This window comes from Bradyrhizobium sp. Mp27, from assembly GCF_029953005.1.
In the GTDB taxonomy this organism is placed as follows: Bacteria; Pseudomonadota; Alphaproteobacteria; order Rhizobiales; family Xanthobacteraceae; genus Bradyrhizobium; species Bradyrhizobium barranii.
The window spans coordinates 38,682-59,710 of sequence record NZ_JASAUS010000022.1; the positions used below are offsets into that span (position 1 = coordinate 38,682).

At 66.7% G+C, this 21,029-nt stretch carries 13 protein-coding genes; 5 read left to right on the forward strand and 8 right to left on the reverse strand.

Annotation, left to right across the window (positions count from 1 at the left end; translation table 11 throughout):
* Window positions 1-141: 141 nt before the first annotated feature.
* Complete coding sequence (locus QJT78_RS14640; RefSeq protein ID WP_028147688.1) at window positions 142-3,786, reverse strand: AsmA-like C-terminal region-containing protein; 3,645 nt, start codon at window positions 3,784-3,786, stop codon at window positions 142-144.
* Between the two features lie 132 nt (window positions 3,787-3,918).
* Entirely contained in the window at window positions 3,919-5,148 is a 1,230-nt protein-coding gene (locus QJT78_RS14645) for a cytochrome P450 (protein WP_028147687.1), read from the reverse strand.
* A 127-nt stretch (window positions 5,149-5,275) separates the two neighbouring features.
* On the opposite strand from QJT78_RS14645, the gene QJT78_RS14650 reads away from it, so the two are divergent.
* The 4 genes from QJT78_RS14650 to QJT78_RS14665 all read left to right on the forward strand — a co-directional run bounded on the left by QJT78_RS14650 (window position 5,276) and on the right by QJT78_RS14665 (window position 8,835).
* A complete protein-coding gene (locus QJT78_RS14650) occupies window positions 5,276-5,887 on the forward strand; it encodes a TetR/AcrR family transcriptional regulator (protein ID WP_028147686.1) in 612 nt (203 codons plus the stop codon).
* A 313-nt stretch (window positions 5,888-6,200) separates the two neighbouring features.
* A complete protein-coding gene (locus QJT78_RS14655) occupies window positions 6,201-6,491 on the forward strand; it encodes a hypothetical protein (protein ID WP_028147685.1) in 291 nt (96 codons plus the stop codon).
* Between the two features lie 128 nt (window positions 6,492-6,619).
* Window positions 6,620-7,825: an NAD(P)/FAD-dependent oxidoreductase gene (locus QJT78_RS14660; protein WP_038943099.1), complete on the forward strand. Its 1,206-nt coding sequence runs from the start codon at window positions 6,620-6,622 to the stop codon at window positions 7,823-7,825.
* Between the two features lie 92 nt (window positions 7,826-7,917).
* On the forward strand, window positions 7,918-8,835 hold the full coding sequence (locus QJT78_RS14665) for an MBL fold metallo-hydrolase (RefSeq protein ID WP_049807584.1): 918 nt from the start codon (window positions 7,918-7,920) through the stop codon (window positions 8,833-8,835).
* A gap of 93 nt (window positions 8,836-8,928) precedes the next feature.
* Here the strand turns inward: QJT78_RS14665 and QJT78_RS14670 are convergent, their stop codons facing one another.
* From QJT78_RS14670 to QJT78_RS14685, 4 genes are all read right to left on the reverse strand, one after another.
* A complete protein-coding gene (locus QJT78_RS14670) occupies window positions 8,929-9,678 on the reverse strand; it encodes a hypothetical protein (protein ID WP_312016841.1) in 750 nt (249 codons plus the stop codon).
* 88 nt (window positions 9,679-9,766) lie between these two features.
* Window positions 9,767-12,352 (reverse strand): EAL domain-containing protein, encoded by a 2,586-nt coding sequence (locus tag QJT78_RS14675; RefSeq protein WP_038943097.1) that lies wholly within the window; start codon window positions 12,350-12,352, stop codon window positions 9,767-9,769.
* A gap of 215 nt (window positions 12,353-12,567) precedes the next feature.
* Complete coding sequence (locus QJT78_RS14680) at window positions 12,568-13,866, reverse strand: MFS transporter (protein ID WP_038943096.1); 1,299 nt, start codon at window positions 13,864-13,866, stop codon at window positions 12,568-12,570.
* A 218-nt stretch (window positions 13,867-14,084) separates the two neighbouring features.
* Window positions 14,085-16,514 carry an EAL domain-containing protein gene (locus tag QJT78_RS14685; protein ID WP_281460258.1) on the reverse strand — a complete coding sequence of 810 codons (2,430 nt, stop codon included), beginning with the start codon at window positions 16,512-16,514 and terminating at the stop codon, window positions 14,085-14,087.
* Window positions 16,515-16,801: 287 nt separating this feature from the next.
* On the opposite strand from QJT78_RS14685, the gene QJT78_RS14690 reads away from it, so the two are divergent.
* Window positions 16,802-17,968: an ABC transporter substrate-binding protein gene (locus QJT78_RS14690; protein WP_028147678.1), complete on the forward strand. Its 1,167-nt coding sequence runs from the start codon at window positions 16,802-16,804 to the stop codon at window positions 17,966-17,968.
* Between the two features lie 195 nt (window positions 17,969-18,163).
* Here QJT78_RS14690 and QJT78_RS14695 read toward each other — a convergent pair whose 3' ends face one another.
* Together QJT78_RS14695 and QJT78_RS14700 are read right to left on the reverse strand one after the other, a co-directional pair.
* Window positions 18,164-19,141: a hydroxyacid dehydrogenase gene (locus QJT78_RS14695; protein WP_028147677.1), complete on the reverse strand. Its 978-nt coding sequence runs from the start codon at window positions 19,139-19,141 to the stop codon at window positions 18,164-18,166.
* A 12-nt stretch (window positions 19,142-19,153) separates the two neighbouring features.
* Window positions 19,154-21,028, reverse strand: a complete 1,875-nt coding sequence (locus tag QJT78_RS14700; protein WP_028147676.1) for a TRAP transporter large permease subunit — start codon at window positions 21,026-21,028, stop codon at window positions 19,154-19,156.
* Window position 21,029 lies beyond the last annotated feature (1 nt).

Below are 21,029 nucleotides of genomic sequence, written 5' to 3' on the forward strand. Positions count from 1 at the left end.
TCCTCTGGGAACAGAGACTAGGGAACAAACGCGAGAATCCGGTAAAGTCGGCAGATCAGTTTTGCCGGGCAAAATTCGTTAAAATGCGCGGGAATGGGTTTACCGGCGGGCAAGGGCATGCGCTTGCCGAAGCTGCTGCCCTCACGGATTCGACGGCGTCAGCACCAGCGGTGGCTTCGGCTTGGGTTTTGCGGGCGGCGGGCCTGGCGCCGGCCTCACCTCGATCGGCGGCGGCAGCGGGGCGATCTGCTGGCTCGCGAGCGGCGGGCTTGTGAGTGGAGGACTTGGTACCGCGGGGGCGGCCTGCGGCGCCTTCGGCGTCGGCGCGGCCTTTGGCTTCGGCGGCGCGCGGCGCGGATCGCGGCCGGGCAACGGCACGTCGGTCAGCGACGGCTCGGGCACCGGATCGGGCGAGACCAGCGTCGGCAGCGCCGCGGTCGCCGGCGGCGGTTCGCCGCGTTCGATCGCGTCCAGCCGGCGCGTCTCGCGATCGATCGTGCGCACCGCGAGCCATGACGACAGCGGCGCGAGATCGACGGTGCGGTTGAGCCTGTCGGGGGGACCTGCCGCGAACAGCTGGATCTCCGGCGGCGCGCCGGAAAGCCCGGTCATGATCGGCGTCAGGCTGGCGCGGATGTCGGCCTGGTCGGCGGGAATGTCGTAGCCGCCAGAGACGATGGCGCGGGCGTTCTTTGCTTCCAGCGGTGTCGCGCCGACGCGCAGGCGCCCGTCGCGGATCGTGAACGGGATCTGCGCCGAGGCGACCGCGATCGGACCTGCCGACAGCGCGGGCTCGACGAGCTGCCGCAGCCTGTTGTCGTCGGCAACCTGGCCGCCGTCGCTGGCGCGGATGGCGATCTCGAAGGCACGCGGATTGAGCCCGCTGATTTCCGCGGCCTCGAGCGTCACCGTGCCATTGCCGGCGAGCGCACCGGTCAACGCCGCAACGCTGCGGCCCTGGCTGGTCAGGGCCATCTGCACCGAGGCGCGTCCCTTGGGCAATGCGAGATCGCGGTAGCGCAGCGCCGCTGCATCGACATTGCGCAGCGCGATACGCGCGTTCAGCGCAATGCCATTGGCGCCATTGCGCGCGTCGAAGCTCGCCGACATCTCACCGCCGCCGACACTGCCCTTGAGCGCATCGAGCGCGAGCGACTGGCCGTCGCTCCGGATCGTGCCGCCGACCGGGCGCAGCTCGATGCCGTCAGGCAAGGTGCCGCGCAAGGCCTGGAAGGCGATGCGGCCGCGCCAGCCGCCGAGCAGCCCCGTACTCAGGGGATCGCCGGCATCATGTCCGGCGGCGCCGATGGCCATTGCGAACGCGGGCCCAAGATCGAGCGCATCGAGGCCGATTTCGCCATCGACGCTCTTCTCCTGATCGAGCGTCACCGCGAGATGGCCGCGCAGATGCGAGCCGGCCGCGCTGCTGTCGAGATCGTCGAAGGTCAGGCGGTTGCCGGAGAGGCCGACGCGCGAGGACAAGTTAACGCTCTGCACCGATCTGTCGGATGGACTGGTCCCGAACAGCGGCGCCAGATTGGCATTGCGCACGCGCAAATTCACGCTGGCCTTCGGCTGGGACGAACTGGGGTCCGACAATTCGATGCTGCCTTGCGCATCCGCATCCAGTCCGCCGCCACTGAGCTTTGCGTTCAACTGCAACGGCCGGCGCCACGCGCCGCTCAACCGGCCCTCGAACTGTGAAGGGCCCTCGCCCGCGGCGGCGACGCGATCGAGACCGAGCAGCGCCAGCAATGCGCCGGCCTTCGGCGTCGAGATTTTTGAGTCCAGCGTGAAGTCGCTGTTGCGCAGGCGGTCGATGTCGATGCCATTGACCGCCGCCACCGGCGTCTGCCCGGCCAGCGTCGCGGTGGCCTTGAGCTGCGGCGCATCGAGATCGAGCACGGCGCGCGCGTCGTTACGATCGGCATGGTCGGCGTTCTTGTCGAGGCTGAGGTCGAGCTTTAGCCGCGTCGCGCCGGGCAATGACGGGATGGCGTCGAACCGCGCGCGCACCGAAGGCGCGATCGGCTCGAGCAGCGCGGTGAGCTCGCGCAGCGAATTGGCCGAGGATTTCAGCGCGAGCTTGCCGGTGGCATGAACGCGGTCGAAGCTGCCGCTCGCTTCGGTGGTCACGCCGCTCGCCTGGCCGAACCGCAACTGCTCCAGCGACAGCGCCGCCGGGCCGTAGCCGAGCTTCGCCGTGAACGACCGCAGCTCCTGTCCGGCCGACATCGCGCGGCCGACATCGAGCGCGAGCCTGGCTTCCTCCGGCCATTCGCCCTGCGGCCCCGCGAGCGCGCGCACGAAGCTTGCGGCGGCATCGAGATCGAGACGGTCGGCCTTGAGCTCGGCGTCGATCCGCGAGCCCTTGCTCGCACCGGTCTGGACGAAGGCGATGCGGCCCTCCACCGCACCGCCCTCAATCTCTGCCTTCAGCCTGTCGACGGCGAGATGGTTGGCGGCGATGGTCACGTCGCCCGCAAGGCGCAGCGGCCGCGTGCTGCGGCGGTTGATCTCGCTGCGGCCCTGGAGCCAGGCCACCAGCGCATCTGGATCGGACGACTCGACGCTGAGACGGCCGCTAAAGCTGTCGGCACCGGGCGTTGCGCCGTTGAGCGAGAGCTGCGTCATGCCGGGTGCGCGCAGCTCGAGCCGCTGGAAAGTCCAGGACCTTCCGTCGGTCTGAAGCTCCGCCGTGATGTTCTGGAGCGGACGCCCGCCCAGCATGATCTGGTCAGAGTTGAACTCGATCTGCGCCGGCATCGGCGCCTGCGGGATCGCCGCAAGGCCCGCGCGCAGCGCCGGCAGGACGCGCTGCGGCTCGGCATCGTCCTTGCCCGCCAGCTTGTCGGCATCGACCTGGCGCGCCGACAGCACCGCGCGCAGCAGCGGCGAGGCGCCGAACCTGACATCGCCGACACCGCCAAACTTGAGCGCATTGTCCTCGGCGCCGAAGCTCGCGTCGATCTGATCGAATTTGGCGCCGGCCGGATCGGCCTTGAGCTTTGCCGTGAGCTTCCACGGTGTCGGCCCCGCCGTGCCCGCCTTCTTGACCGGGGGCACGGCAAGCGTCAGCGCGCCGTCGAATTTCGGCAGGCGGTTGTCGAAGGCGAGCACGCCTTCGAGATCGGCCAAGATCGCGCGCTCGCCGGGATCGATGTTGAGGTGGAGACGGGTGGCGCTGCCGTCGGCGCTCGGGCCGGAGGAGACGCGGAACGGATAGCGCACCCCGGTGGCGGTGAAACTGCCGTCGCCGCGGACCGAGCCGGCCAGCGAGCGCACGTCGCCGGAAAAGGTGATGTCGTTCAATTCCAGCGTCGAGCGGCTGGCGGCATCGTGCAGGGCGATGCGGCCGGTGAGGTTCAGCCGTTCGATCGCGAGCGAGGCCAGGTTGAAGGTGCCGCTCGCGGTGGACGGCAAATCGACCCGGCCCTTGGCATCCAGGCCGAGATCCACCGCCATGCCGTTGACGGTCAGCTCGGTGGCGCGCCATTCGCCGCGCATCAGCGAGCTCAGGCTGAACTCGACGTCGAGCTTGTCGGCGCGCAGGCGGCCGAGATCGTTGTTGCCGCCGAAGGTGACCGAGCGCAGCCGCAGCGTCGGCGCCGGCAGCAGCCGTGCATCCAGCTCGCCCGCCACCCGCACCGGCACGCCCATGATCGTGCCCGCCTCCGCCTCGAACTGGGGCCTGAACTGGTTCCAGTCGATGAAGTAGGGCCCGATCAGCGCGGTCAGCAGCGCAATGATGAAGGCAATCGCCAATCCGAGCAGCGTCGTCTGCACGGGTCTCCCCTCGGCCAAACCGGCCCGGGCCGAACCTGAGGGCCTCAGGCGCGCCGGAACAGCCCCTTATATAAAGGGAAGTGTGGCGAAGTCACAGCGACTGTTGCGCGCGGAGGTTAACGCCGCCGGCCATCACCAGCTCGCCGGCAGGCGTTTCAGGCCGCGCAGCACGAAGGTCGGGCGCCATTCCGGGTTCTCGACGTCGTCGATGCGCAGATCCGGCAGCCGCCGCAGCAGCGTCGCGATGGCGATTTCGGCCTCGATGCGCGCCAATTGGGCGCCCAGGCAGAAATGGATGCCGCCGCCGAACGACAGCGGCTTGACGTTGGGCCGGGTGACGTCGAGCCGGTCGGGGCGATCAGGGTAGACCGCCGGATCGCGGTTGGCCGAGCCGAGCAGGCAGAGCACGGTCTCGCCCTTGGGGATGCTCTTGCCGCCGAGATCCTCGATGTCCTCCAGCGCCACGCGTCCGGTCATCTGCACCGAGGAATCGTAGCGCAAGAATTCCTCGATCGCGTTGACCATCAACTCGGGCCGCGCCTTCAGGAGCGCGAGCTGATCCGGATTGCGATGCAGCGCGAGCAGGCCGTTTCCGATCAGATTGACGGTGGTCTCGTGGCCGGCGCCGAACAGCAGGATGATGTTGGCGGTCAATTCCTCGTTGGTGAGCTTGTGGCCGTCTTCCTCGGCCTGCACCAGCTGGGTGGTGAGATCGTCGCCGGGATTGCGGCGGCGCAGCTCGAACAGCTGCTGGAAATACATCTGCGCCATCATGTTGCCGGCGTTGCCCTTCGCGATCTCCTCCGGCGTCAGCGGCACGGGGTCGAGCAGCCGGCCGCCATCGCGCGAGCTGTTGTAGAAGGTCTCGCGATGATCCTCGGGGATGCCGAGCATGTCGCAGATGATGGTGACCGGCAGGCGGAAGGCGAAATCCTCGATCAGGTCCATGTGGCCGCGCTCGATCACGGCATCGATGGCCTGGTCGACGATCGCCTGGATCCGCGGCCGCATGTCCTCGACGCGGCGGGCGGTGAAGGCCTTCACGACGAGGCCGCGCAGGCGGGTGTGGTCGGGCGGATCGGATTGCAGCATCCAGTGGCTCATGCTGCGGAACACCGGCTCGTCCATGATGGCAGGGCTATAGCGGCGCTTGGAGCGCTCGACAAAGTCCTTGCCGAAGCGCTTGTCGCGCATCACGAGGCTGACGTCGGCGTGACGGCTGGCGACGAACTGGCCGAACGGCGTCACATGGATCGGCTCGATCGTGCGCAGCCGGTCATAGTGCGGATAGGGATCGCGGATGAAGTCCGGCGACAGCGGGTTGAACAGCGGTCCGCCTGCGGGTTGCACTTGCTCGTTCATGGTGACCTCAATCGGTTGCCGCATGACACGAATACGCCGGCAGCCCCTGCGCGCGGCGTAACCATCCCCAAGATTATAAATTCGATACATTGTTGTATCGAGTTGCATTCTGCCCTAACCTGCGCCGATGTCAAGGCTGAGAACCAGGCCGACCAGGGACGACACGCGCGACAAACTGTTCGAGGCGGCCGCGCGCGTGTTCGAGGCGGAGGGCATCGGCGTCGCCAGCATCGAGGCGATCGCGGCCGCGGCGGGCTTCACCCGCGGCGCGTTCTATTCCAACTTCAAGAGCAAGGATGAATTGATCATTGCCATGCTCGAGGATCATGTCGAGCAGTCGATCCGGCGCAACCTCGACATCCTCGCGCAGCACGACAATCTCGACGATTTCATCGCGGCGCTGAAGACGATGGATCGCAGCCGGCAAGACCCGCTCGGCCGCTCGCCCCTCCTGCACATGGAGATGATCCTGTTCGTCGCGCGCGCCGAGAAGCGCCGCCCGGAGCTTGCCAAGCGGCTACGCGCGCGGCGCAAGCTGGTCGCCGACATCGTCGAGGCCACGTTGAAGAGCAACGGCAGGAACGACACCCTGAATCCGCCGTGGATGGCCTCCGTCGTGCTGGCGCTGGAAGACGGCTTTCGCCTGCACCGCCTGATCGATCCGGAGACAACGCCGGCCGACAGTTTTCTGCGCGCGATCACGGATCTCAGGCGCAGGACGGGATTGTCGTCGAACTAGCCTGGATAGCCGATATCAGGCGCACGACCGGACCCACCATCCGACCCGCGTTCGCTTCTCCGACAACTCGTCGTCCGCCCCCCATCGTGCGTTTGTGAAAACGTGGGCCTGCTTGCAGCAGGATCGGGCAAGGCATGGCCGCTTCGGGAAATACGCCGGGCCTCGGCGCCGCTAACCGGCTAGGCGCCGGGCGATTGGCGCAGGCGCGTCCGTTAGCAGCAATCTCTCGACAGGGACGGCAATCGCTCTGGCGCAGTCGACGATCCGGTTGGCTAAACATCGCAACGTCACATCATGGGGACGGAGACAAACGATGGACAGGAAACGGTTTGCAATCGCGCCACGACGGAAGGCCGTCTCGACGGCGCTCATATACGGGCTCTCACTGACCGTACGTTTCACCTCGCCGACGGCCGAAGAGACGCCGCCACAAGCCGCGCAGAACGCCAGGGTCTCGACGTCGCTCCTGATCGATCGGGGCTGGACCAACAAACCTGCGCTGCCGGTCGCCCTGCGCGGCTGGCCATCGGGCCCGCGAAGCTGCCGCACAGGATGTGAAGGCCCTGCGCTGCTGTCCTCGCTGCCGAACTGCACCGCGCCGTAAGGGCCCGGCGGCCTCCGTCTCACCTCTTCGCGTCATCATCGCTCGCAACAGGCTCTGCTCGCATCGAGCGGCGGCGATGGCGCGCGCTTCGAACAACAAACCCAGAACCAAATCAAGGAGTGAACCACATGCGACTGCTCATCATTGGCGCCGGCTTCGCCGGCATGTACGCCGCCCTCTCCGCCGCCCGCCTGCGCGACATTCAGGGCGTCTCGCCGGAAGATCTCGAGATCGCGCTCGTCGCACCGGAGCCGACGCTGGTGGTCCGCCCTCGGCTCTATGAGCCGAAGCCGGAAACCCTGACGGCACCGCTACTCGATGTCCTCAAGGCGATCGACGTCGACTACGTCCAGGGGAGCGCCGAGACCGTCAACACCGAGGCGCTGACGGTGCAGATCTCGACTCCCAAAGGCACCCGCAAGACCCTGTCCTACGACCGCCTGGTGATCGCCACCGGCAGCCGCCTCTTCCGACCCAACATTCCCGGCCTGGCCGAGCACGGCTTCAGCGTCGACTCGCTCGACGATGCGGTTGCCCTCGACAAGCATCTGCATGGCCTCGCCGACCGGCCGGCCGTCAATGGACGCGACACGGTCGTGGTCGCCGGCGGCGGCTTCACCGGCATCGAGGCGGCGACCGAGCTGCCCGCACGCCTGCGCGCCATCTTCGGACAAAACGCCAGGACGCGCGTGATCATCGTCGAGCGTAACGGCGCGATCGCTCCCGACATGGGCGAAGGCTCCCGCCCGGTCATCGAGCAAGCGCTGCACAAGCTCGGCGTGGAGACAAGGCTCGGCACCGGCGTTGCCTCGCTCGACAAATCCGGCGTGACGCTGTCGACCGGCGAACACATCGAGACCGAGACGGTGGTCTGGGCAGCCGGTATTCGCGCCGCGCCGTTGACGGCGCAGATTCCCGCCGAGCGCGACAATTTCGGCCGGCTGCTGGTGGACCGCGATCTGCGCGTGACGGGCGTCGCCGGCGTCTTCGCCACCGGCGATGCCGCGCGGGCCGCATGCGACGACGAGGGCAATTACGCGCTGATGTCGTGCCAGCACGCCACGCGGATGGGCGCGTTTGCCGGCAACAATGCGGCAGCCGAACTCCTGCGCGTCCCGACCAGGCCGTATCACCAGAAGGCCTACGTCACCTGCCTCGATCTCGGCGAAGCCGGCGCGCTGTTCACGCGCGGCTGGGAGCGCAAGGTCGAGATGGTCGGCGACGTCGCCAAGAAGACCAAGCAGGAGATCAACACGGTCTGGATCTACCCGCCCCGCGCCGAGCGTGCCGCAGCGCTCGCGTCAGCCGATCCGGAGCGTGTGACGAGCCTCTAGAAGCACGAAACGATCACGGCCGCACCTCCCTGGCTGCGCGGCCTGCTCAACCAAGACCAGCCGGGAGCCCTACCTTGCAACAGGAGACCAACATGAACCTGCACAACACCTCATACCCCGCGACATCGAAGCCGGAAGAGCTCGTTCCATCGCGCTACGCGCTGAAGGTCGGCGAAATCGACGTGCTGGTGGTCAGCGACGGCGTGCTGCCGCTGCCAACCACGATGCTGGCGCACAATGCCGACCCGGCCGTCCGGGCGACCTGGCTGCACGACATGTTCCTGCCGCAGGACGCTTTCGACTGGGCGTTGAATGTGATCGTGGTCCGCAGCGGCGACAAGACCATCCTGATCGACGCCGGACTGGGGTCCGACCCAGATCTGCACTTGCCGCGCGCCGGCCAGTTGATCAAGCGACTGGAAGCCGCCGGCATCGACCTTTCGTCCGTGACCGATCTGGTGCTGACCCACTTGCACATGGACCACATTGGCGGACTGCTCGTCGACGGGGTGAAGGAGCGGCTGCGCAAAGACCTGCGGATCCACGTGGCCGCCGCCGAGGTCAAATTCTGGGAGGCGCCCGATTTCTCCCACACCGCCATGCCGCCGGGCTTCCCGGACGCGCTTCGGGCGACCGCCAAGCGGTTCGTCAAGGAGTACGGAAGTCAGCTGCGGCAGTTCGATGAGCAGCACGAGGTTGCGCCGGGCGTCGTCGTTCGTCGCACCGGCGGTCACACCCCCGGACACAGCGTGGTTCGCGTGGCATCCGGCGGGGACGGGCTGACATTCGCCGGCGACGCTGTGTTTGCTGTCGGGTTCGATCAACCCGACTGGCACAACGGTTTCGAACACGACCCCGAAGAGGCGGCGCGCGTTCGGGTCGGTCTGCTGCGAGAGATTGCCGCGAGCGGCGAGATGCTGGTGGCGACCCACATGCCGTTCCCGTCCGTCGGCCATGTGGCGGTCGCCGGCGACGCCTTCCGCTGGGTGCCGGTGTTCTGGGACTACTGATCGCTCGCTGAGCCAACGTGAGACCAGGGCGCGCATTGATGGCGGGCCCTGGTTTCGATGCGGCGAACGAGTCAGCGCGGCGCGCCGCCGATATCAGATCCGATCGTTGATCAGGACGCCGGACAACGACGGATCGTTCGCATTGGTCGTATCGCCTGCTTTCGTCGCGCTATAGGTCGAGTCCGCAAGCGAGCTTTTCAGCTGCTGGAGAAACTGTTGCAGCAGCTCCGCCGTCGAATTGCCGCTTGACGAGTCGTCCGTGCCGTTGACCGAGGGAGGCTCGCCGGATGGCGGTGGCCCGTCCGGCGGCGGTCCACCCGCTCCGTGCGGTCCATGCGAGAGCGCCGCCTTGAAAATTCCTTGCAGCTCGGTGGCCTGCTCGTCCGTCAGCTTGCCGGCCGACACTTGCTGCTGGATGAGGCCATTAATCTTCGACGCGAAGGCGTCGGTCGAAGATGTCCCGCCGCCGGATTGATCGCTTGCGCCGGTTGACTGCAACGCAGAGCCGATGCTGCCGAGCGCGGCCGACAGCGCTGACTGGTCCGACGCATCGATCGTGCCGGAACTGACTTCCGTTTGCAGCTCGTCTTGTAATTGTTGCAACGGTGATGAGCGGTGGTGATGGGAGGAGAGCGCAGAAATCGAGGTCATGGTGGCTTTCCGTGCTTTTGGCGGACCCGAGGTGACGTTGCCCCGAGTCCTTTCCAGTCCTGAGTTCGCCCCGGCAGTTGGATTTGCCCGGTTGCGCGGTGGTAGGAACGGGAGCTGGCGCGGAGCATTTGGCAGGGCGCCGCTCCGGTTGCTCGATATTGCCAATCGGCAATCAGTAATATCCAGAAACAAAAATCCGACCAGCCGATCATCAGCCGGCGCTGGAGCTACCCGTTGAAAGGGATGACTGCCGGATTGTGCGCGAACGCCCTGGAGCCGACTATGCCGACCGCTTCACCACGTCGCGATCTGCCGGCGTAACATCGAGCCGCCCCAGCATCGCCCTCGCCTGCTCGGCGCAGTGCTCGATCAGCCAGCGCTCGAACGCGACCGGCGGCAGCGCGGGCGCGTAGAGGAAGCCCTGGACGACGTCGCAGCCGAGCTCGGCCAGCGTCTTGCGCTGGCCTTCGGTCTCGACGCCTTCGGCGACGACGGTCATGCCGAGGCCCTGTCCGACGCGCACCACGGCGGTGGCAACCGCGAGCGCGCCCGCGTCTCTCTCGATGTCGCGCATGAAACTGCGGTCGATCTTCAGCTCACGGATCGGCAGATGCGCGAGCCGGCTGAGGCTGGAATAGCCGGTGCCGAAATCGTCCACGGAAAGCCCGACGCCGAGCTCGCGGATCGCGTTCATCGTCTCCAGCGCGGCGGCGCTGTCCCGCATGAACGTGCCCTCGGTGATCTCGAGCATCAGCGCGTCCGACGGCAGATCGTATTCGGCGAGGATGTCCTTGAGCCGCGCCGCCAGCGTGACGTTGCGGAAATTGATCGGCGACAGGTTCACCGACACGCTGGGAATGTTGAGCCCGGCGCGGCGCCAGTCCGCCATCTGCCGGCAGGCCTCACGCACCGACCACAGGCCGATCTGCTCGATCAGGCCGCACTCTTCGGCGAGCGGGATGAATTTCGCCGGCGAGACGTCGCCGAGCACGGCATCATGCCAGCGCGCCAATGCCTCGACGCCGTGGACGGCACCGTCGCAACTGCGGATCTGCGGCTGGTAGCTGAGGGTCAGCGCGCCCTCGGCGATGGCGCGGCGCAGCGCTGCAATCAGCGCCAGGCGCTGCTCGGTGAGCCCGTTCATTTCGGCGCTGAAGATGCGATGGGTGGAGCGGCCGGCCTGCTTGGCCATGTACATGGCCGCGTCCGCCTGCTGCATCAAGGTGTCGATGTCGGTCGCATGGTCGGGATAGAGGCTGATGCCAATGCTCGCCGACATCTGCAGCTGCCTGGAGCCAAGCCGCAGCGGCGCGGCGAGCGCTTCCATGATCCCGGCCGCGACGCGTTCGGCGCTCTCGGCATTGCGCTGCGGCAGCAGGATGACGAACTCGTCGCCGCCGAGCCGTCCCAGCATATCCTCAGGGCCAATCTGCTCGCGCAGGCGCTGCGCGAGCTGGATCAGCAGCTCATCGCCCGCGGCGTGGCCGAACGTGTCGTTGACGTCCTTGAAATGATCGACGTCGAGGAAGGCCAGCGCGACGTGGCTGCCGGTCGGGCAGGCATCGATGGCCGTGGTGATCAGGTGCCGCAGTTGCGCGCGGTTCGGCAGCCCGGTGAGAATGTCGTGATAGGCGAGCCGCGCGATCTCGGCCCGCGCTTCCTTGCGCTCGATCGCGAAGGCGCCGAGGTCGACGCAGGCGTTGACGATGCGGCGGTGCCAGTTGCTCGGCGCGCGCGTTTCACGGAAATAGAAGGCGAAGGTGGCGATGACCCGGCCGTCCTTGGCCTTGATCGGTGTCGACCAGCAGGCGCGCAGGCCCACTTCGAGCGGACGCGTCTTGTAGGGCTGCCAGCGCGGATCGGTGTCGAGATCTTCGGCCAGCACCGGTTCACCGTAGAAGGCCGCGGTGCCGCAGGATCCGACATTCGGACCGATCGCGATGCCGTCCAGCGCACGCGAATAGTCCTCGGGCAGGCTGGGGCCGCCGAGCGGATGGACGAGGCCTGCGGCATCGACGTGAAGCAACGAGCAAACCACGTCGGGCGCGATCTCCTCGACCCGGCGGCACAGCCTGTCGGCGATATCGGTGATCGGAACCTCATCGGCCAGCGCACTCATGATGAGCTGCTGGAGCGAGCGCAGCTGCCTGGTCTCGGTGATGTCCTCGAGCAGCGCGAAGATGTGCCTGGCACGGCCCTTCTTGTCGCGGAAGACGTCGACACGGGCGCAGACCCAGATCTCCTCGCCGCCCTTGTTGTAGACCAGCGTCTCGATTTCGCCGCGGCGGCCCCCGGTCATCAAGCGCTTGACGAGCTTCGCGACGGCCTTCCGATCGGTGTGGCGGCCGGCGATCAGCTCGCCGGCGCGGCGGCCTTCGGCCTCCCCGCTGGTGTAGCCAAACAGCGTCGCGAAGGTGGAATTGACGTAGACGATGTTCTGTTCCGTGTCGGTGATGAGCACCGCGCGGTTGGTCTGGTCGGAGACGGCGTGGAGAAGCCCGATTCTGACGCGGCGCTCGGCCTCCGCGGTGACGTCACGCGCGAACACGACGTGATGGATGACGCCACCACGCGTGACGGATGAAAGCGAGATGACCGCCCGGATCCGGGTGCCGTCGCGCCGCACGAGGCTGATCTCGTCGCGGAACTCCGCGACGGGATCCGCCTGAAGGCATTTGAGCGTGAGAAGTTCCGCGTCGCGGCCGAGCACCTCGGCGCGCGCGAGTTTCCAGATCCGCTCTGCGCCGGCATTGAAATGCGTGATGCGACGCGCGCTGTCGACGATGACGATACCGTCGTCGGCGCATTCGAGCGCAGCCAGCAGCACGTCCGGAATTTCTGTCATGGGACAATCAGCGGCGGACATCGTTGGACCCGGATGCATCGGGAAGATGGCAAGGGGCCGACGCTAGCGCCGCGATGGTGTCCAAGATGTTTTTGCGGCCGGGTCGCGTCCGGCCAAGATGCGACATGCTTAACGGCTCGCGAAAGATGCGAAGGCAATTCGATGCATTCGGAACCTGGACTCTCGTTTTGACGCGTTTTCTTTACGCGAACCGGTATCCACTTCGCTCGAAAACGCTAGTTCGCGCTTGTGGGCTTGAGCTTGTGCAGCCGGCCGGCCACCGCCCGCACCTTGCGGGGAGCGGCCTGCCAGACCGAGAGCGCCGACAGTCCGCTCACGACCATGGCGATGGCGAAGGCGAGCGTGTAGTCGCCGGTGCGATCATAGAGGACCCCCGTGAGCCAGGGACCCGCCGCGCCGCCGGCCAGGGCCGCCAGCATGATCGTTCCAAAAATGCTGCCCTGGTGCCTGCCCTGGAAGATCTCGAACACCACCGCGCCCATGATCGAGGTGAGGCCGTAGCCGAGCGCGCCTTGCGCGAACACCATGACATAGACCAGCCACAGCGACGGCTGGAATTTCAGCGCCATCAGCGCCGCGAAGCATATCGCAAAGCCCGCGCAGCTGATCGCCCACACCCATTCCCGCCCGATCCGGTCGGAGACGTGGCCGAGCAGGATCTGGCCGGGAATGCCGAGCAGGCTGACGATGCCGAGCGCCCACACCGCGACACCGGGGCTGAAGCCGATGTCGAGCAGGAATTTGGTCTGGTGCACCTGCACCGCGTACCAGATGTACAGGCCGCTGAAATAGCCGAGCGCGATCCACCAGAAGCGCGCGGTCGCAACCGCCCGCTTGAGCGTCCAGTCGGTGCCGACCCAGACGGGATCGACGATGTTGGAGACCGGTGTCGCCGCGCCCGCCGCCGGCGTGGCATCGCCGTCCGGCTGAAGGCCAATGTCTTCGGGGCGCTTGTGCAGGAACAGATTGATCGGCGCCAGCACGACGAGGATGAGCAGTCCCATCGCGGTACAGGCGGTGCGCCAGCCGGTCTGCTCGATCATGTGCTGCACCCAGGGCAGCAGCGTCACCGAGCCGATGCCGACGCCGGCAAAGGCAATGCCGATGGCGAAGCCGCGCTTGCGGATGAACCAGTTCGGCAGGAACAGCGACTGGCCGGAATAGCCGAGACACACCGAGCCGGCACCGACCATGACGCCGATGGTCACGTAGAGATGCCAGGGCGTGCTGGTGAGTGGCGCGAGCAGCAGCCCGCCGCCCATCAGCACGACACCGAGCTCCATCACCGCGCGCGGGCCGGCGCGATCCATCAGACGACCGATCAGCGGGCTGACGATGCCCGACACGACGAAGCCGAAGGAGAACGCGCCGGCAGTGACGCCGCGTTCCCAGCCGAATTCGGAGATGATGGGAGGAAAGAACAGCGAAAACGCGGTGCGTGCGTTGACGCCGATCGCCATGGTCACGAAGGTCACCGCGACCACGACCCAGCCGTAGAAGAACGGAAGCCGCATGTTGAGCTTATTTCATCCCTAGATGGTGCTACCGACCATCTGGGGCCGTCCGGGTCAAGCGATTTTCGCGAAGGTGTTTCTTGGCGGGCGCAGAAGCTGCCACATCGTCATGGCCGGCCGTCCACGTCTTCGCTACGCGGAACAAGGAACGCGGATGCCCGGGACAAGCCCGGGCATGACGACCTCTCGTATGTGTTCAAATGTTGCGAGGCCCGCGCTCAGGCCGCGTCGCGCCGCGAAGGCTGAGCGGTCTCGTCGAATGCGATCCGGTCGACCGGCTGCGGGCGTCCGAACAGATAGCCTTGCGCGAAATTGACGCCGAGCGCCGTCAGCCGCTCGAACTCCTCAGCTGTCTCGACACCTTCGGCGGTGACCGACATATCGAGGCCGCGCGCGAGCGTCACGATCGAGGCGATGATCGCGGAGCTGCGCGGCTGATGCGTGAGGTTGCGGATGAAGGACTTGTCGATCTTGATCTTGTCGAACGGGAACGCGGTCAGATAGCTGAGCGAGGAATAGCCGGTGCCGAAATCGTCGAGCGCCAGCTCGATGCCGATGTGCTTCAACCGCTCCATGAAGGCGAGGTTCTCGACGCCGCGTTCCAGCAGCACGGATTCGGTGATCTCGATCTCCAGCCGCTCCGGCGCCAGGCCGGAATCCGCCAGCGCCGCGCAGATCGTCTCGAACAGCTCGGCTTCCTTGAACTGGATCGGCGACAGGTTGACGGCAACCATGAGATCGCACGGCCAGGCCGCGGCGTCCGCACAGGCGCGCCGCAGCACGAATTCGCCGAGCGGCACGATCAGCCCGGTTTCCTCGGCAAGCGCGATGAACTGGTCCGGCGGGATCAGGCCGCGGCTCGGATGCCGCCAGCGCACCAGCGCCTCGAAGCCGCGACGGCCACCGCCGGCGACGTCGACAAAGGGCTGATAGTGCACCTCCAGCTGGCACTGCGCGATGGCATCGCGCAGATCGCCTTCGAGCGTATTGCGGGCCTCGAGCTCTGCCGACATCGCCTCGTCGTAGACGGTGAAGCAGTTGCGGCCGGCCGATTTCGAGCGGTAGAGCGCGAGGTCCGCCTTCTTCAGCAACTGCTCCTGGTCGCTGCCGTGGTCCGGTGCGATCGCGATGCCGATGCTGGTGCCGATCTCGACACGATGGCCGGGCAGCAGGAACGGTTCGGCGACCAGCTTCGCGATCCGCGCGGCGAGCTCGGTCGCAGCGGCCCGCTGATCGTCACAAGCCTCCTGGATGATGGCGAACTCGTCGCCGCCGAGCCGCGCCAGCACGTCGGTGGCACGCAAGGCAGATCTCAGCCGCAGCGCCACCTGGCGCAGCAGCGCATCGCCCGCACCGTGGCCGAGCGAGTCGTTGACGTTCTTGAAGCGGTCGAGATCGAGCATCAGGATCGCGAATGGCGGGCCCCGCACGCTCAACTGGCTGTTCATCATGTCGAGCCGGGTCAGGAAGAAGGCGCGGTTCGGCAGCCCGGTCAGGATGTCGGTCTGGGCGAGCTCCAGCACCCGCCGGTTCGCCAGCGACAGCCGCCGCGAGCTGCGGCTTGCGAGCATGAGATAGGTTGCGAGCGACAGCGTCAGCAGCATGCCGACGACGATGACCGCAACGGCGCGGTCGTAGGCCGTCTCCAGCGAACCGCCGGCCGTCGGCATGGCGCGCACCTGCCAGTCGGTATCCCCGATCTTGAGGCTGCCCGACCAGTGCAGCGTCCGGGCGACGTCCCGCATCGACTGCGGCGACGTGGCGGCCGACGAATAATCCGGCAAGGTTTGTTCCAGGCTGACGATCTGCCCCGTGAAGGGCGGATAGACGTTCACGCTGACCGCGGGGCTTGCACCCGTGGTCACGCGAATGGACTGGATCAGCAGCGGCAGATCGAAGACGCCGACGACGAAGCCCGCCAGATTGCGGCGCCGGTCCGCCACCGCCTCGCGCGAGGTTCCCTTGGCGTAGACGGGAATGGCAACGAGCACGTCGGGCTGCCGGCCGCCCTCCTTCGGGTCGTAGAGCCGCGTGCGAATGGCGGCGACGCGATCGTTGTCGCGCGCGCGCTCGAGGATTGCGCGGCGCTCTGGAACGGTCGCGTAATCCATGCCGTAGACCGACGACGTCTTCGGCTGCGTCGAATAGAACACCGGGAAATATTCATCGGCTTGCGGCGCGGTCGCGAAGGTCTCGCCCTGGAGCGACTTGATACGATAGCCGGACACGCCGTCCGTGGCCGCGGCGGCCTCGTATTCGGCGCGCTCCTTGCGGTTGACGCGCGGCAGCCATGAGATGCGCAGCATGCCGGGATGACGTTCGAACAGCCGGGAGCTGAAGGTCTCGAATTCGCTGCGGGTGATTTCCTCGTTGGTCGATTCGAACAGCGTACGCAGCGCGACGAGCCTGGAGATGTACTCGCTCATGCCGTTCTGCATGACGATGGCTTCGGTTTCGGCGGCGTTCTCGAACTCGATCCTGTTGACGCGGTCTTCCCATCGCGCCACGGCGGCGGCGCCGACGAGCGAGAACAGGAGACCGACGCCGACTGCGACGAGCGCAGGGCGATAGAGTCCGAGCAGCGGCGCGGCGCGCCACCATCCGATCCTACGTTCCCGATCCTGATTGTTCTGACCCCGACCGCCCATCTCGATCCCGCAAGTCCCCCTCGGCGCGGCAACCCACTTCTGGTTGAGCTGCCGGAACTGCTATCGGACAAGGATCGGGGTTAAGAACCGCACAATTTCAGATCCGGGTCGTCGCAGATTGCGCGGCTTAGTTAATGATTGGCCTGCAAGCAGGGCCCATTGTGCGAGCAATTTGCCGCTTTTCCCCGGAGTCTTACGGAGCACCGTTACATCAGGGGTTAGCGAGCTGTTCAGGGCGACCGGACTATCGTTTCCGGCAGGTATTCCCTTATCCGGCATGCATCCTCATGACACGATCGCGATCAGCGGCCTGCGTCGCATTGGCCGTCGCGCTACTCGCCGCGGCCAATCCTGCAGCGAAAGGCGACGAGGTCGGCGTCAGCGACGATGCGATCCTGTTCGGCCAGGCGGCCGCGCTCGAAGGCCCCTCCTCCGCGCTCGGACAGCGGATGCGGCAAGGCATCGTCGCGGCATTCACCGAGATCAACGAAAAGGGCGGCGTCCACGGCCGCAGGCTCCAGCTCATCAGCCGCGACGACGGCTACGATCCCGACCGCTCAGTGGCGCAGACGCTGCGGCTGATCGAGGAGGACAAGGTGTTCGCGCTGATCGGCGCGGTGGGCACGCCGACCGCGATGGCGACGATACCGATCACCAGTACCAGGAACATTCCCTTCATCGGTCCGTTCAGCGGCGCCGAATTCCTGCGCGACCTCGAGCTTGCGAACGTCGTCAACATCCGCGCAAGCTATGGCGCTGAAGCGGAGGCCTGGGTCAAGCACCTCACCGAAGATCGTCACTTCACCCGCATCGGCATCTTCTACCAGGACGATTCCTTCGGCCGCGACGGTCTCGCCGGTGTGAAGCGCGCACTCGCCAGGCGCGGCCTCGAGCTCGCAGCCGAAGGCACCTTCGAGCGCAACACCCGCGCGGTCGGCTCGGCCTGGCGCATGATCAAGCGCGCCGAGCCCGAAGCCATCGTCATGGTCGGGACCTACGGCCCCTGCGCGGAGTTCATCAAACTCGCGCATCGCAGCGGCTTCCATCCGACCTTCGTCAACATCTCCTTCGTCGGCGCCAATGCGCTCGCCCGAGAGCTCGGCCCCGACGGCGAAGGCGTCATCGTCTCGCAGGTCGTGCCGTTTCCCTGGGATCGCTCGCAAAAGCTCGTCGCCGACTACCAGGAGGCGCAGAGGGCGTTCGACCCGACGCTGACACCGGACTTCGTGTCGCTCGAAGGCTATCTCTCCGGCCGCCTCGCGGCCGCGGCGCTGGAAAAGGCCGGGCCACAGCCGACCCGCGCGAGCCTCCTGCGCGCCATCAACGACGTCGGCCGCTTCGACATCAGCGGCAGCATCGTCACCGTCGGCGCGCGCGCGACCGACGCGCCGCCGAAGGTGTTTTTGACCGTGATCCAGAAGGACGGGACGTTCAGGGCGGTGGATCGGCTTTAGCTGCAGCAGGACGTCGTCATGCCCGGGCTTGTCCCGCCTGCGCGGCCGAAGCCGCTTCGGCGAGGCGAAGGCCCGGGCATCCACGTTCTTGGCATCGCAGGCAAAGGGCGTGGATGGCCGGGTCAAGCCCGGCCATGACGATGCGGAAGCCTTGGTGCGCACAGCGACTGTATAACTTGCGTTAGCTCCGCAGCTTCAAGGCCGCCGCGTCCAGCGGTCGGCGTTCACTGCGCCTTGCGGGACTTCGCCTTTCACGATCGCCTCGACCTGCCGCACCGTTTCCAGCGACTGGTATTCGATCGCCTCCGGCGTCAGCCCGCCGACATGTGGCGTGGCGATAACGTTGGGAAGCCTCGCCAGCTCCGGGCTCGGCATCTGATCGGGCGCGCGGCCGACGTCCATCGCCGCGCCGGCGATGCGGTTTTCGCGCAGCGCACGTGCCAGCGCGGCCTCATCGACGAGATTGCCGCGCGAGAGATTGATGAAAACGGCATGCTTCTGCATGCGCGCCAGCGCCGCCTCGCCGATCAAATTCTCGGTCTGCTCGTTGGCGATCGCGAGGCAGACGACGTAGTCGGACGCACCAAGAAGCTCGTCGAGACTGACCTGCCGGATCGCGCTGTCGCTGACATCAGCGAAGGGATCGGAGACCAGCACCTCCATGCGCATCACCTTGGCGATCTCGGCGAGGTAGCGACCGATGCTGCCATAGCCGATGATGCCGATCCGGCTGCCCGCGAGCTGGCGGCCCATCCGCGCCTCGACCTTGCGGCCGGCCTGGTAATCCGCCGTCGCCCGCGACACGCCGCGGGAGAGATCGACCATGAAGCCGAGCGCGAGCTCGGCCACCGCCTGCACGAAGCCGGGCCCGGCGCGGGTCACGAGCACGCCGGCTTGCGAGGCCGCTTCCACATCGACGTTGCGGATGTCGACGGCGCAGCGGACGAAGGCGCGCAGGCGCGGCAATTGCGCAAAGATCTCGCCGCGCCCTTCGGTCATGCGATCGGCCACGATGATGTCGACATCCTTTGCAGCGCGCACGAGGCTTGCTGCGTCCAGCGTGTCATCGCTCTCGTGCAGGATCACCTCGGCGGCCGCCCGCAGGCCGTTCAGGCTGCGGTCGCCGTAGTAATTGCGACGCATCTCCGGCGTATGGGCGAGCAGGACTTTCACGAGAGAACTCCGTCAGTAGCCGAATGCCCGCGGCAGCGCGGTCGAGAGCCATGGCACGAAGGCGATGACGAGCAGGCAGAGGAACAACAGGCCGAGATAGCCCATGATCGGCTTCACCGTCTGCTCGATCGGCACATTGCCGATCAGGCATGCGCCATAGAGTCCGAGCCCGAGCGGCGGCGCGAACAGGCCGATGCCCATCGCGATGACCAGCACGACGCCGAAATGCAGGGGATCGACACCGAGCTGCACGGCCACCGGCAGCAGCAGCGGCCCGAAGATGATGAGCGCGGCCGCGCCTTCCAGCACCGAGCCCATCACGATCAGCACGCCGATCGCGAGCAGTATGAACAGCCACGTCCCTGATGTCTTGGACAATCCCAACATGAAGTCGCCGACCGCGTGCGGCACCTGCTGCAGGGTCAGCGTGAACGCCAGCGACTGCGCGGCGGCGACAATGAACAGCACGAGCCCCGCACGCGTCGCGCCCTGCACGAAGCTGTGTGCGGCCGACTTAAACGTGAGCTCGCGGAACACGACGCTGCCGACGACAAGCGCATAGGCCACGGCAAACGCGGAGATCTCCGTCGCCGTGGCAAATCCGCTCTTGAAGCCGAAGAAGATCATGAAGATCAGGCCGAACGAGGCGATTGCGCCGCTCCACAGGCCCGACACCGGCATCTGCGGCGCGACATCCTCGGTATCCGCCGGCCGCTTGCCGAAGATGATCGACACCGCGATCAGGACCAGCGCCATCAGCGCCGCCGGCAACAGGCCCGCCACGAACAGGCCGCCGATCGACAGGTTCGCGACGAAACCCAGGATGATCAGGTTGATGCAGGGCGGAATGGTTTCCGCCATCACCGCGGATGCGGCAAGCAGCGCCACCGCGCCGCCCGGGTTCTGCTTCGAGCGTCGGGCCGCCGGGATCAGCACCGAGCCGACCGCGGCGACATCAGCCATCTTCGAGCCCGAGATGCCTGAGAACAGCACCATCGAAGCGACCATCACGACGTTGAGCCCGCCGCGCATTCGGCCGACTCCGCGTTGCAACAGCTCGATCAGGCGCACCGACATGCCGTTGGCTTCCATGAGGTAGCCGACGAGGATGAAGAAGGGGATCGCGAGCAGCACGAAATTGTCGATGCCACGCGCCATCTGCTGGGCGAAGATCACGCCGGGCAGCGCGCCTTCGACCCAGATGAAGATCAGCGCGGCCAGCGCCAGCGCGAACCCGATCGGCAATCCGCCGAACAGGGTTGCGAAGAAGCCGATAAACATCAGCGTGCCCGCCGACGGCACCGTGGACGGCGACAGATAATCCCAGGCGAGATAGAGGCCGCTGACGATGACGACCGCAACGAGGCCCCTGACGATGTCAGGCAGCGGCCGCGCGCAGAGCTGGTCGATCGCGAACACCGTCATGAACAGCGCGCCGATGCCCATCGGGTAGAAGGTCAGTTCCAGCGGCAGGCCGGATCCCGTGGTCTGCCCTGACGTCAACGATCCCAGCTTGATGGCGTTGTAGGCGACATAGCCGGAGATCAGCACGACCAGAAGCGCGCTCGCGGCGTCGACCAGCGTGCGCAGCCGCACCGGCAGCAGATCGCGGAAGAAGGACACGCCGACATTCTCGCCGCGCGCGAGCGCGCTGGCCGCGCCGAAGAAGGCCGAGCCGACCATCAGGCCGCGCGCGACGTCGTCCGACCATTCGACCGGCGCATTGAAGCAGAAGCGCAGCAGCACGGAGGCGCACACCACCACGAGATCGGCGGCCAGGAGGATCGCCGCGATCGCGTCGCTGAAGCGAAGCAGCAGCGCGATGCTCCCGTGGCGGCCGCCCGAGAGGGGTACGGCGGCTGTCATCGCCATCTCAGACTTGGTCATC